Origin of the sequence: Alteromonas sp. KUL49, assembly GCF_006538345.1 — a bacterium.
Lineage (GTDB): Bacteria > Pseudomonadota > Gammaproteobacteria > Enterobacterales > Alteromonadaceae > Alteromonas.
On the sequence record NZ_BJKL01000012.1, the window covers coordinates 35,152 to 48,791 of the forward strand.

A 13,640-nucleotide genomic window follows, 5' to 3' on the forward strand; every position below is an offset into this window, starting at 1 on the left:
ACAAAATTTCTGACGGAATAATTCTCGTAAAGCGTTTTTGATATTGCTAAATACTTAGCGTACTGTTGTATCAATTAACTTTGTTGGTACAACAGACCCGACCCCTTAGTTTATGAAGTATATTACCGCACTTGCTATCTTTTTCTCATTCACTATTTATGCTGAAAACTCTCCTCAAACGAAAGAGCTTTTTGATCGCTTAGAGCAAGCAGAAACATTGGAAGAAACAGCGCCTATTTACACACAAATCGTAAAACAAACCTGGCAAAGCGAACCGCAAATAGCCGAAGAATATGGGCATCGTGGGCTTGCACTACACGATACGATTCATCTGCCTGAAGATGAAGCTTATTTGATTGCCTACCTGATCAGGGTTTACGTAGATAGATCAGACTTAGATGCCGCTGAAGTGTTGATAGAGAGAGGAACACAAGCGGCAAATCAAACAGATAATGAAAAACTCAAAGCTAATAACTTGTTTTATCGCGCTCTCATTTACTATTTGCAAGATAGGCTGGTTTTAGCGTTGAATGCATTTTTAAATTTAGAGCAAGTGTATATTGAGCAAGGAAGAGCTTCAAATTTAGGCAGTGTATACAACAACATAGGAAACGCTTACCTCAATCTTGGAGATTTGCATAATGCGTTAGAGTACTTTCAAAAGGCGTTACCACTTCAAGAAAACGGGCCTAATCCAGCAAGCTACGCAAGTATCGTTATGAACATAGGCAGAGTATTTTTTCGACTTGAGGATTACGAGCAAGCAGAGAGTAATTACCTAATAGGGCTTTCATTAATCGATAGAGAAACATACCCCAGAGTGTACTCTGAGGCACAGGGACATTTAGGAAAGCTTTATCAAGCTACGGGTAAATACGAAGAGGCATTACACCATTTTAAAATAGGTGAAGAGGTAGCATTAACGTCGAATAATTTTGGTAAGCTGTTCTACAGTTATATAGACCAAGTAATGTTAGCACTTGAATCAGACGACGATACATTACTTGTTGACGTCATCTCGAAATTAAATCAGCTCAACTCTCTAGAATTAAATGAAAATCAAAAATATAACTTCAATTACATTCGAGCGCTTTACGCATTAGAGATAGAGGATTGGGAAAACGCTGAAGAAAGTATCGACCTTGTTATCGAAGAAAGCACGTTTGAATCACCCTATTTCAGTTTGCGAGATGCATTGTCACTCGCGCTTAAGGTTAAAACGGCTGTTGGGAAAATTGATGAGGCGGGTGAAATGCTTTTGGAGTCCCTTGCTCTTCATGAACGTCAATCAAGTCAAAACAGAGAGGGACTTATCGCTCAGTACGCTCAGTTATACAAACTGAACCAAAAAGAGCAGGAGTTGCAGACGTTAAAACAGGAGTCTTTGGTTAGACAGAATCAATTATTGCAAGAGCAAACAGAACGTCGACAAACCCTGTTTGTATTTATTGTTTCGAGCGTGGTATTGGTTGCATTAATGGTATTAATTGTTCAAAGGTATCGTAATTTATCCATTCAAAAATCGCTGAATGAACAATTATTGACGGACAAAAAGCAGTTTTTTGCGGATATATCTCATGAGCTTAGAACACCTTTAACCGTTTTTAAGTTAAAAATGGAAGAGCTGGAACACAATATTGCTGACAGTACAGAAAACACTTACCGGCTGTTGCACGAGCGTATTGATAGCTTTAATTATCTTATTGATGATATTTCTATGTTAGCGAAGAGCGATCAGGGAGAACTGGAATTAAACAAAAAAAACGTTGATTTCTCAAAGTTTATTTCAGGCCAGTTACGGGAGTACACTTCGTTAATTGAGGAACATGAATTGCGATTTGATACTGACATTCAAAGTATAGGTAGTGGCGAAATGCTCACTATTGATCCTCATCGAATGAAGCAAGTTTTAGACAATCTGTTTTCAAATGCCTGTCGTTACACGGATGCCCCTGGAGAGGTTCGTTTCAGTGTAAGCCAGACTGGGAAGTATTTCACTTTAGTTGTTGAAGATTCGGCACCTAGTATTCCATCAGAATCTTTAGATAAGATTTTTGATCGACTTTATCGGTTTGATAGATCTCGAAGCAGAAAATTAGGAGGTAGTGGTCTTGGACTTTCCATCTGTAAAAGCATTGTCGAAGCTCACGGTGGAAGCATTACTGCTAGTAAAAGTCTATTGGGTGGAGTGTGTGTGAGGATTGAGCTACCGCGATAGCCTCAAAGCAAAAAAGCCGCGAAATATTCGCGGCCATACGTAAAATTGCACTGAATTATTAGCCGTAAATAATACGGTTTACTTTGTTTTCAAGCAGCTCTTGGCGGCCACTTGTGTGCTCGGGTGCTAGTGCGTTTGAAATTGTAAAGTTAGATAGCGACTCCAATGAGTGATTACCTGCCATCACGTCTTTACCTAGCTCTCCGCTCCAACCTTTGTAACGTTCAGATACCGCTTCACCTAAGAAGTCATCTTCGATCATTTTTGCCGCACGCTTAAGTGACATTGCTAAGTGGTCCATTCCACCAATGTGACCATAGAACAGGTCTGTTGGGCAGCTGCTTTGACGGCGTACTTTGGTATCAAAGTTAAAGCCGCCCGTGCTGAAACCTCCAGCCTTGAGAATTTCATACATCACAAGGGTTAGCTCATCAACATTGATTGGAAACTGATCAGTATCCCATCCGTTTTGCGGGTCGCCGCGGTTAGCATCAACACTGCCAAAGATACCCAGAGAAATAGCTGTTGCCACTTCGTGATGGAATGAGTGACCAGCAAGAGTCGCATGGTTGGTCTCGATGTTAACTGCAAATTCGTCTTCAAGGCCGTACTGCTTTAAGAAACCGTACACTGTGGCACTGTCGTAATCGTACTGGTGCTTGGTAGGCTCTTGAGGTTTTGGCTCAATAAGTAACGTGCCTTTGAAACCAATTTTGTGTTTGTGCTCAACCACCATTTGAAGAAAACGAGCAAATTGCTTACGTTCTTGTCTAAGGTCAGTATTGAGTAGGGTTTCATAACCTTCACGGCCGCCCCAAAGTACATAGTTTGCACCGCCTAAACGCTTGGTCGCATTCATTGCGTGACAAACTTGTGTTGCACCATAGGCGTATACTTCCGGGTTAGGGCTAGTTGCAGCACCGCCAGCGTAGCGAGGGTTGCTGAATAAGTTCGCTGTACCCCAAAGAAGCTTCAGACCTGTCTCTTCTTGTTTCTGCTCTAAAATGTCGGTCATTTTAGCGAAGTTTTCTTTGTATTCCGCAATACTATTGCCTTCCGGAGATACATCGATATCGTGGAAGCAGTAATATGGAACATCTAGCTTGCTGAAAAATTCAAACGCAACGTTGGCTTTTTCGATAGCACGCTCCATTGGATCTCCTGGCTTGAGCCAAGGGCGACCAAATGTACCTTGTCCGAATACGTCTGCGCCATCCCAACAGAAGTTGTGCCAGTAGCACGCTGCAAAGCGCAAATGTTCTTTCATGGTTTTACCAAGAATAACTTCGTCAGCGTTGTAATGTCTGAAGGCTAGTGGATTCGTAGACGCTTCGCCTTCAAATTTGATTTTGTCAATTGATTCAAAAAACTGAGCCATTGATTGCTCTCCTATGTTCACTTGTCGTGAATTATTCGCTTTTAACATGGCAGTAACAATTATGTTTTTTGCCATCGGGTTTGTGCTTATTTACCTAATGTGATCCAACTTACGCTAGTGTGTTTGCCACCGAGATCGCATGCTCACATAGCAACTTATAGTTGTTATATCGAGTGGTTAGTCGGTTGGTTTTTGCAGGATTTGGCGTATGGCTTTTTACCAACTCTGGTGGTGGACAAAGGTCCTTTACAGATTCGCTGGCGAGCGCTCCTACCATGGCTAATCTTGCAGCGCCCAGTGCGGGCCCAACTTCGCCGCCTTCCCGATATTCCAGTGTAATTTCTAAAACGTCACACAGGAGCTGCCTCCAATAATCACTCCGAGCACCCCCACCAATCACCGACAGTGCTGATATATCAATGTTGGCGTCGCTAATCACACTGAGCCCGTCTTTGAAAGCAAAGGCTACACCTTCCAATACCGCGTAAGTCATTTCAGCGCGAGACGTGAGTGCGCCAAGGCCGTAAAACTGCCCGCTAAGGCGAGGATTATTGTGAGGCGTGCGCTCACCGCTCAAATAAGGTAGGAAGTAGCAGTTGGTGTCTGTGATATCCGTGTCAGAGAGTTCATCTAGAAGCGCTTGCACATTGCCGTTTGCAGTGGTGTCGGCGAACCATTGCAAACAGCTCGCTGCACTCAGATGTACTGACATTACATGCCAACTGTCATTCACGGCATGACAAAAACTGTGTAATGCCGCCTGTGGATTCGCACAGTACTGGTCTGTAACGGAAAAAATAACACCTGAGGTACCCAAAGAAATCATACCTTGGCCATCTTCAACAATACCTACGCCAACCGCACCAGCGGCGTTGTCACCGGCACCACCAACAATAGGAACTGCACTTAACCCCCAACGGGTGGCAAGAGACGGTAGTAAGTGCCCGGTGATAGCAGTGCCTTCGAATAGTGCTGGCATGTGACTTTGATCGAGTCCACAAGCGCTTAGCATAGTGTCTGACCAAGATCGTTTTGAAGTGTCTAACCAAGACGTACCTGCAGCATCAGAGGTGTCTGATGCATATTCCCCACTGAGTAGCAATCGCAGGTAATCTTTGGGGAGTAACACTTTGTGAACTTGAGTAAAAATTTCAGGTTCATTCTGCTTCACCCACAATAGCTTGGGTGCAGTAAAGCCAGGCATCACTAAATTGCCAGTGATTTCTGACGAAGCGGGAACTTGCTCCATAATTTGTTGGCATTGTGCTTCGCAACGACCATCATTCCATAGAATGGCAGGACGAAGTACGTTGTCTGACTTGTCCAACAACACGGCACCATGCATTTGTCCAGCGAGTCCAATGGCGGCTACATCGGACAATGCGCCTTGTTCTGAAAGTGCGTCCATACACTGACAAAGGGCAGTCCACCAGTCTTTGGGAGCTTGTTCAGACCAAAGTGGATGGGGTGATTGTACAGTGAGAGAGGCTGACTCGCTGAATAGCACACGGCTGTCTTGGTCACACACGACAACCTTAACGCCAGATGTACCAAGATCAATTCCTAAGTAATGCATAGTGTTTTCTCGTTATAAAGGCATCTAGCCATGGTGACCAATCACTGTTTAAACGGCAATTACGAAAAGTTACAAGCCTGTTAACAATTCTATTATCAGGCTGTTGTTAAAGTGATTAACATCGTATTATCAACACTCCTGTTGTTGTGGATGCAGTTATTTATGTTTGAAGTTAGGCACAGCATTTCTTTGTTATTTAACGCCAATAAGGTGTATGACCGACAAATTATTGAAGGAATAGGCAATTACCTTCACGCATCAAAAGTGAACTGGGATGTGTACTTAGAAGAAGATTTTTACTGTCGCTTAGAACATATTAATGAGTGGTCTGGGGACGGGATTATTGCTGACTTTGATTCTGAAGCTATTCGAAATGCTTTACAGTCGTGCGAGAAACCCGTCATTGGGGTAGGTGGGTCATATAATAACCCTGATGATTATCCTAATGTACCCTACGTTGCTACTGATAACGTTCAAGTTGTTTCAGAAGCCTTTAATCACCTAAAAAGTAAAGGGTTAGAGCGCTTTGCGTTCTATGGTTTGCCCGGTGATGCGTCACATCAATGGGCGAAAGAAAGAGAGACAGCTTTTACACAATTGGTGACCAGCGAAGGCTATAAAGGGCATGTATTTAGGGGAGTAACCACGAGCCCAGATACGTGGCAATACGCCATTAATCGATTGGCAGACTGGTTAGAGAGCTTACCAAAACCCATTGGTATTATTGCGGTAACCGACAGCCGTGCTAGGCACATACTTCAAGCCTGCGAACAAATTGGTCTTCCTGTGCCAGATAAAGTATCAGTCATCGGAATTGATGATGATGATATGGCACGTTTTCTAAGCCGAATAAGCTTAAGCTCGGTTACACAAGGGTGCGTCGATATTGGTTTTCGTGCGGCAAAGCTGCTACATCAGCGGTTGATCCGTCCATCAGACAAACTTTCGCGGATCCTAGTACCGCCTGCGGGTGTGGCTTCTCGCCAGTCTACTGATTTTAAAGCGCTGTGTGATCCATACGTTATTCAAGCCATGCAGTTTATTCGTCAGAACGCTACTCGCGGCATAAAAGTAGAACAGGTCACGGATTTTGTAGGTATTTCACGTTCAAATTTAGAACAGCGATTCTTGGAAGAACGCAATCAAACCGTGCATGCCGAAATTCACAACGAGAAGCTAAATCGCGCATGTAAAATGCTCGAGGAAACTGACGTTGCCACCAAAGAGATTGCGTCGCTGTGCGGTTACCCTTCACTTCAATATATGTACGCTATCTTTAAAAAGCATTTTGAAAAAACGCCCACCCAATATCGCAACGAGTATCGAGATAGTAGTGAGTCGTAAATAGCTATTTATTAAGTTGATTGAGCGCTTGCTGAGTTTGTTGAGCAATGAGACTGTTGATTTTCCAGTGTTCAGGGCTCCACCCTGCAAGGAAGCGATGAAAATCAGCACAAGCAAATACATAAAGCGCTCGCCATTGAGAAATCAGAGTCTCTTTTTCTCCCTGTGACATCGTTTCGGGCAGCGCTTGGCCTAGCCATTCAAAATAGCGATCTAAACAGAAATCTGTGGATTCATCGAGGTCTTTCTCGCTGAGCGCGCTGCCGAGAAAGTAGGCAACGTCAATAATGCCCGGGCCTTGACCTACATATTGAAAGTCTACCGCGGCACATTGGGTCATGCACTGGTTAAAGCAAAAATTCGCTACTTTGGCATCGCCATGCAAAATCGTAGAGTAGGGAGTGTTATGTAGTCGGTCGGATATTACTTTTGCGTTCTTTTTGAGTGGGCCATCTTCCATAGCTTGCAATTCGGCTTGTCGCGTTGCCAAATGCCAGTAACCACCTTGGGGCCAAACGGACGTATCTCTAGTGTTAATGAAAAGCGCGTGAAAATTCGCTAGCCACTTTAACACTACACAAGCCTCACTGAGGGAGAGTGTATTTCGACGAGCGGTAAAACCAAGGTGGTCTAAATCTTCAAGTACAAGCAATGAAGCATCACCATCTGTATCCGCATACAAACTGCGAGGCACTTGGCAATTAAGATGAGTAAGAGGTTGTAGGTTACCGTAAAAGTACTGCTCTATTTGAAAAGAACGTACTTTCCGGTTGTGTCCGTGATTCGATTGCCAGCCTCTTGGATGTTTAGCCTCTGGGTTAGGGGTTACACATTTTACAACCACTGGCGCATCAATATTGACTAATTTGGCTCTAAAACACGCACCATAGTCATTCCATAGAGATTGAATTAATGACGTGTTTTCTACTGGGCGACCCGTAATTCGTTCTACCCAAGTGATTTGTTCTGGTGTTATCAAGCCCATACAATACCCGTATAACAAAGAAGCCGCTGTACAGCGGCCTCTATTCTAACAAGATTTTACGAGAGTATTATGCTTCCGCTTCTTCCGTCACTTCTGACTTAGGCTCAGCTGCATCTACTTCCGTTGGAAGAGTTGTCGGTGCGGTTGCCACTTTAGTAGCCATCGCAAGACCCGCGTATCTACCAGATACTACAAGTGCTGGGCGGCTATCATCAGCCTTGGATACCAGTGTTAGCTCACCAAAGGTGTCGTCAACGGCGGCCGGCAATGCCATAGGATGAGATGCGCGAACGCGACCTAAACCGCTTGCATAAAGAAGTTCTTCAGAAGCAATTGGTGATTTTTCACTTGTTGTTTCTACTTTTTGCTCAACCGGTTCTTGAACCTGAGCCTCTTCTTGCGCGGAATCGTCTGCTGCAGACGTTTCAGTTGCTGCTTCGTCTGTTGCATCAGTCAGATTTATTTCCACCTGTTCTGGCGCTGGGGTTTCAGGCTCAGCGCTTTCCTCTGCAACAGCAGTTTGTGGCTCTTCGTTTGAATCAACATCAAACTGCAACTGGCTTTGAATTACCTCTGGTTCAGGCTTGTGTTCAACTTGAGGTTCCTCAGCCGCTGCTGTTTCAGTTGGAGTTGCTTCGCTTTCAACGGGAGTTTCTGTACTTTCCGCTTTTACTTCCGCCTCTGCTTGAGCTTCTACTTCAACACTAGATTCAGTAGTGGCATTTATGGTGGCCACTGTAGCTTCTGGCTCAGCTTCAACTACTTGAGTCTGCTCTACCTTAGCTTCTGTCACTGGTTCATCAACAGGAGTTGTAGGTTGTTCAGTGACTTCACCATCATGCTGCTGAGCTTCTTTCTTACGACGCTGACCCGCAGCTCTTACATGACGAGGTGACCTACGAGAGCGAGTTCGGTTCTCACGTTTGTTGTTGCCTTCATCATTCGTCTCAGTGTTCTCAGCCGTTGATGGCACAGGTGACTCAGTCACTTTGTTTTCAGCTTGAGGCGCTACGTTTGTTTCTACGCTTTCAACTGATGTTACTGCTTGTTCTACAACGGCCTCTTCAACTTTATCAACCTTCTTACTCTTTTGCTTTGCTGGAGTCGCAGGCTTATTGGCGGCTTGCTCTGTAGGTTGAGCTTGAGTTGCTGCGCTCGTTGTTGTCCCATCGTTTTTCACTCGAACGCTTCTGCGGTTATCTCTACGCTTACGACGCTCTGCTACCTCACGCTTCTTCTGAGTAGGTGCAGATTGTTGCTCAGTGTTACTATCGTTAGTAACTTTTTGTTGGTCATCGCGTTTTTGAGAACCTTTACGGGGCTTACGCTGCTTGTTGTTGCGTTTTTCATCAAAATCCTTCGGTTTACGTTGAGAATTTTCACCGTCGTTGGCGTTATCCTGTGCACCATTTCTACGATTTTGCTTTCTTGGCTTACGTCTGCGGTCATCGTATTTTTTGTTGCGAGGATTATTGCCACGTTTTCCGCCACGCTTCTTCGGCAGTTCTTTTTGTTCCTCTTCGCTCTTGAACAGGTCACCTAACCACTTACCAATGCGAGAGAATAGGGAAGGCGTAGACTGGGTACGTTCTGTTTGCTCAGGCTTACTCTGCACAACAGGTGCTGCTGTCGGTGCCACAAGTCCTTTCAACGCTGGTTCTTCACGTTTAACAGGTGCTGCTGTTGCACTCTCTGTTTCAGCTTCAATTGCCGGCATTAACTCAACGTTATAGCTTGAGTCAGTCGTCACCTCATCAGGACGACGGCGCTCAACTTTGTAATGCGGTGTTTCTAAATTCGCATTCGGAATCAAAAGTAGGCTGACGTTATGACGTTTTTCTAGCGTTTGAACTGCCTTACGTTTTTCATTCAGTAAGTAGGTTGCCACTGGTACAGGTAACTGGGCTTCAATTTGCCCTGTGTTTTCTTTGATGCTCTCTTCTTCAAGAATACGAAGAATAGATAACGCTAACGACTCGGTTCCTCTGATAGTGCCGTGACCAGAGCAGCGCGGGCAAACGTGATGGGCAGATTCGCCTAATGAAGGACGAAGTCTTTGACGAGACATCTCTAGCAAACCAAAACGAGAAATACGGCCCAGTTGAACACGAGCACGGTCGCTGCGAACCGCGTCTTTCATGCGGTTTTCTACTTCGCGTTGGTGGCGCACTGGCGTCATATCTATGAAGTCGATAACGACTAGGCCACCCAAGTCACGTAGGCGTAATTGACGGGCAATTTCGTCTGCTGCTTCTAAGTTGGTGTTTAACGCAGTCTCTTCAATATCTCCGCCTTTTGTAGCACGGGCAGAGTTGATGTCGATTGAGGTTAATGCTTCTGTAGGATCGATAACGATTGAGCCACCAGAAGGCAGGCGTACTTCTCTCTGGAAGGCCGATTCGATCTGACTTTCAATTTGATAGTGGCTGAAAAGCGGAACTTCACCGCGGTATAGTTTTACGCGGTTTGCAAAATCTGGGCGAACTAGCTGGATATGCTGTAAAGCTTGTTCGTAGATGCTAGTCTTATCGATAAGAATTTCACCGATATCACGACGTAAATAATCGCGAATAGCACGAACGATAACGTTACTTTCTTGGTGGATCAAAAAGGGAGCTTCTCGCTCTTCTGATACTTTTGAAATGGCTTCCCAATGTGTCAAGAGCACACGTAAATCCCATTCCAACTCTTCGAAAGATTTACCAACACCTGCAGTACGTACAATCAACCCCATACCATCAGGGAGATCTAATTTACTGAGCGACTCTTTGAGCTCGCTTCGCTCATCACCTTCGATACGACGAGAAATACCGCCAGCGCGAGGGTTGTTTGGCATGAGTACAAGGTAGCTACCGGCCAAAGACAGGAATGTTGTCAACGCTGCGCCTTTCTGTCCGCGCTCTTCCTTGTCGATTTGCACGATAACTTCTTGGCCTTCTTTGATGACGTCTTTTATGTTTGGACGACCTTCAAACTTGTAGCCTTTGGGGAAATAAGTACGTGCAATTTCTTTGAGTGGAAGAAAGCCGTGGCGTTCGGCACCATAATCTACAAAAGCCGCTTCGAGACTAGGTTCAACGCGGGTAATTTTGCCTTTGTAAATATTAGCTTTCTTTTGTTCGTGTCCTGGACTTTCGATGTCCAAATCATAAAGGCGTTGCCCATCTACTAAGGCAACACGCAACTCTTCTGACTGAGTTGCATTTATCAACATTCTTTTCATTGTATCTAACTCTGTTTTTAACAGCCGTTCAGACACAAAATTAAAGTGACTTGTGCAAGCCCTCACCATGCAATCTCACGACTGTATGGGGATCTTGTTGTATTGTCGTAATATCAATTTTACTGTGCTAATGACAACTTATGCCTTACTTTCAGACAATAAAATCAATGTCGGGAACGACCACCCTTACATACTTTTTTAGTTTTTCTTACAAGAACCAAAACGGTCACTGGCACTTGTTTGTCAATTCAATTCTGATCACCAAACGGCAAACTTTTTTGCTTGCCGGTAATACTCGACGTGACTTTTCTTGGATATTTTGCTTACTAATGTTCTTGAGCAATCCAATGTCGGTATCACCTATAAATCGGCAGTGCTATGTAGCATTTTACTATTACCTGCCGTAGCGCTTGTTTTTACGCTTTCGCTTTCCGCGAAAAAACACACTAGATTATGGCACCAACGCCCCAAATTAAGCAAGGTTTGATAGTAAATAAAGTTATATTAACGGAAGTTTTATACGAAAAATGTTGGTTCGAAGGGGAAATCGTCCCTTAACAACTATTTTTGGTAGTGGAGTAAGTTTGAGTATTCGCAGACCCTATCAATACGTTATACTCTGCCCATGAATGATCAAGTCTCTCAAAAAGTCCGGTTTGTCACTATCGAAGACGATTTATCCGGACAACGTATCGATAACTTTTTGCGCACCCAGCTTAAGGGTGTACCGAAAAGTATGATTTATCGCATCCTTCGCAAAGGCGAGGTTAGAGTTAACAAAGGCCGTGTGAAGCCCGAATATAAGCTTCAACCGCAAGATTTGGTGAGAATCCCGCCGGTTCGTGTTTCACAAGGTCAACCTGCTCCATCACCAAAGCTAGATAGTATTGCGGCGCTTACTTCGCATATTCTGTTCGAAGATGATCGCCTGATGGTGATCAATAAGCCGTCGGGTATGGCTGTGCATGGTGGAAGTGGTTTGAGTTTTGGCTTAATCGAAGGGTTGCGTGCACTTCGACCAGAAGCAAAGTTTATGGAGCTTGTACACAGACTCGATCGAGACACCTCTGGATGCATAATTATTGCTAAAAAACGTTCAGCACTCCGTCATATGCACGAACAGCTTCGCACAGGCAAAATGGATAAGCGTTACCATGCTCTTGTTTGCGGTCAATGGCCTGATTCTCGCTTCAAGGTAAAAGCACCGTTGAGGAAAAATATCTTACAGTCTGGCGAACGTATGGTCAGTGTTAGCGAAGACGGCAAGCCTTCTGAAACCCGTTATCATGTTCTTAAACGATTCAACAGTGCCAGTTTGGTTGAGGCGTCTCCTATTACTGGCCGCACTCATCAGATCAGAGTGCACTGTCTTCACGCCGGGCATCCCATTGCTTGCGATACGAAGTACGGCGACAGCGAGTTTGACACCGAAATGCGCAATAATGGTTTGAATCGATTATTTCTCCACGCAGCGAGTATCGCTTTTATTCATCCGGTATCCGAGACTACAGTGCGCTTCGAAGCACCCTATGACAACGCGCTGTCTTCTATTGTTTCTAAGCTTCAAGATAGATAAGCAGTTTATAAGTAATGTCGAAATATAAGTTGGTCATATTTGACTGGGATGGCACGGTGATGGACTCTGCCGCCAAAATAATCAGTTGTATGCAAACCGCCGCTAAAGCATGTGATCTTCCTGTACCCACTGACAGTGAGGTGGGGCACATTATTGGAATTAGTTTGAGAAAAGCAATTAAGATCTTATTCTCACTCAGCGATGAAACGAAGACCGATCAAGTGGTCGATGCTTACAAAGAAGCTTTTGTCTATCAAGATAGTACGCCTAGTCCTCTGTTTGACGGTGCTGAAGAGGTGTTCGCAGCGCTGAAAAGTAATGGAATGACACTCGCTGTTGCGACGGGAAAGGCAAGGCGGGGATTAGTTCGTGCGTGGGAACAAACCAACACCGCACATTATTTTTCTGAGTCGCGATGTGCTGATGATGCCGAGTCAAAACCATCACCAGACATGCTCTTACAGCTATTAGAAGTATTACAAATCTCGATAGAGGAATCGGTAATGATTGGCGACACTACTTACGATATGCAAATGGCTCAAACGATAGGTATGGATAGGGTGGGTGTTTCCTACGGTGTTCACGCCCAGCTTCACTTGGAAAAATACGAACCTGTGGCCATTATTCACGACATTAGAGAATTACCCACGGTGTTTGAGCGTTGATTACTGCATCAACTTGCACACTTTGAAGCCGGTAAGGGCTGGGTTGCGATCTCTAACAAATCGATTTCAAAGTGACGCTCCAATAAGTTGTGAAGCAGCATAATGGGTAGCCCAATCAAGCTATTGGGATCTCTGCTGGTAATCCTTTCGAATAGTAATACGCCCATTCCTTCAGACTTAAAGCTACCAGCGCAGTCTAACGGGCGTTCAGCAGCAATGTAGGCTCGTATTAGATCTTCTGTTAACGTTCGAAAATGAACTTTTGTTTCTTCGACATGGGTGACAGCTATTTTTGTCGAGTGTTGGGATAAGCTCAACGCGGTAAAAAAGTGCACTATTCTACCTTGGCACAGCAGCAACTGATTTACGGCGTTTTCTACATTGCCCGGTTTGCCCAATAACTCTCGGCCATCATCGGTTTCGACTAAAGCGACTTGATCGCATCCAATAACGATATCGTTGGGGAATTTTTTTGCTACGACCTCCGCTTTTTCTACCGCAAGGCGTTTACTCAGTGATATGGGCGACTCACCCGGGCGTGGTGTCTCATCAATATCAGGTGCATGAGAGCGCACATGAACACCAATCTGCGCAAGCAATTGCTGACGATAGGGCGAAGACGAAGCAAGAATAAGTTGGGTCATACGTCAACCTCGACACTTTTTTATAAATTTA

9 protein-coding genes are annotated in these 13,640 nt (G+C 44.6%); 4 read left to right on the forward strand and 5 right to left on the reverse strand.

Going from position 1 to position 13,640, the window contains the following annotated elements; all coding sequences use genetic code 11:
- Positions 1–112 precede the first annotated feature (112 nt).
- Positions 113–2,218, forward strand: a complete 2,106-nt coding sequence (locus EYS00_RS17675; RefSeq protein WP_130639013.1) for an ATP-binding protein — start codon at positions 113–115, stop codon at positions 2,216–2,218.
- 58 nt (positions 2,219–2,276) lie between these two features.
- Here the strand turns inward: EYS00_RS17675 and xylA are convergent, their stop codons facing one another.
- Both xylA and xylB read right to left on the reverse strand, forming a co-directional pair.
- Positions 2,277–3,596 carry a xylose isomerase gene (gene xylA / locus EYS00_RS17680; RefSeq protein WP_130639209.1) on the reverse strand — a complete coding sequence of 440 codons (1,320 nt, stop codon included), beginning with the start codon at positions 3,594–3,596 and terminating at the stop codon, positions 2,277–2,279.
- 109 nt (positions 3,597–3,705) lie between these two features.
- Entirely contained in the window at positions 3,706–5,172 is a 1,467-nt protein-coding gene (xylB, locus tag EYS00_RS17685) for a xylulokinase (protein ID WP_130639015.1), read from the reverse strand.
- Between the two features lie 162 nt (positions 5,173–5,334).
- Here xylB and EYS00_RS17690 point away from each other — a divergent pair, with 162 nt between their 5' ends.
- Positions 5,335–6,516, forward strand: a complete 1,182-nt coding sequence (locus EYS00_RS17690; RefSeq protein WP_130639211.1) for a DNA-binding transcriptional regulator — start codon at positions 5,335–5,337, stop codon at positions 6,514–6,516.
- Between the two features lie 4 nt (positions 6,517–6,520).
- Here the strand turns inward: EYS00_RS17690 and EYS00_RS17695 are convergent, their stop codons facing one another.
- Entirely contained in the window at positions 6,521–7,501 is a 981-nt protein-coding gene (locus EYS00_RS17695) for an oxidoreductase family protein (protein ID WP_130639017.1), read from the reverse strand.
- Between the two features lie 67 nt (positions 7,502–7,568).
- Positions 7,569–10,724 (reverse strand): ribonuclease E, encoded by a 3,156-nt coding sequence (gene rne, locus EYS00_RS17700; RefSeq protein WP_130639019.1) that lies wholly within the window; start codon positions 10,722–10,724, stop codon positions 7,569–7,571.
- 625 nt (positions 10,725–11,349) lie between these two features.
- On the opposite strand from rne, the gene rluC reads away from it, so the two are divergent.
- Positions 11,350–12,300 (forward strand): 23S rRNA pseudouridine(955/2504/2580) synthase RluC, encoded by a 951-nt coding sequence (gene rluC / locus EYS00_RS17705; protein ID WP_130639021.1) that lies wholly within the window; start codon positions 11,350–11,352, stop codon positions 12,298–12,300.
- A 14-nt stretch (positions 12,301–12,314) separates the two neighbouring features.
- Positions 12,315–12,965, forward strand: a complete 651-nt coding sequence (locus EYS00_RS17710) for an HAD family hydrolase (protein ID WP_130639023.1) — start codon at positions 12,315–12,317, stop codon at positions 12,963–12,965.
- Positions 12,966–12,973: 8 nt separating this feature from the next.
- On the opposite strand, the gene EYS00_RS17715 is transcribed toward EYS00_RS17710, so the two are convergent.
- Positions 12,974–13,609, reverse strand: coding sequence for a nucleoside triphosphate pyrophosphatase (locus EYS00_RS17715; RefSeq protein ID WP_130639025.1), 636 nt, complete (start codon positions 13,607–13,609; stop codon positions 12,974–12,976).
- Between the last annotated feature and the right edge of the window lie 31 nt (positions 13,610–13,640).

What these genes read in the sequence shown, in the direction of transcription:
- EYS00_RS17715 (WP_130639025.1), bottom strand. Translation starts at nt 13,609, where the DNA reads ATGACCCAACTTATTCTTGCTTCGTCTTCGCCCTATCGTCAGCAATTG.
- EYS00_RS17690 (WP_130639211.1), top strand. Translation starts at nt 5,335, where the DNA reads ATGTTTGAAGTTAGGCACAGCATTTCTTTGTTATTTAACGCCAATAAG.
- xylB (WP_130639015.1), bottom strand. Translation starts at nt 5,172, where the DNA reads ATGCATTACTTAGGAATTGATCTTGGTACATCTGGCGTTAAGGTTGTC.
- EYS00_RS17710 (WP_130639023.1), top strand. Translation starts at nt 12,315, where the DNA reads ATGTCGAAATATAAGTTGGTCATATTTGACTGGGATGGCACGGTGATG.
- EYS00_RS17695 (WP_130639017.1), bottom strand. Translation starts at nt 7,501, where the DNA reads ATGGGCTTGATAACACCAGAACAAATCACTTGGGTAGAACGAATTACG.
- EYS00_RS17675 (WP_130639013.1), top strand. Translation starts at nt 113, where the DNA reads ATGAAGTATATTACCGCACTTGCTATCTTTTTCTCATTCACTATTTAT.
- rne (WP_130639019.1), bottom strand. Translation starts at nt 10,724, where the DNA reads ATGAAAAGAATGTTGATAAATGCAACTCAGTCAGAAGAGTTGCGTGTT.
- rluC (WP_130639021.1), top strand. Translation starts at nt 11,350, where the DNA reads ATGAATGATCAAGTCTCTCAAAAAGTCCGGTTTGTCACTATCGAAGAC.
- xylA (WP_130639209.1), bottom strand. Translation starts at nt 3,596, where the DNA reads ATGGCTCAGTTTTTTGAATCAATTGACAAAATCAAATTTGAAGGCGAA.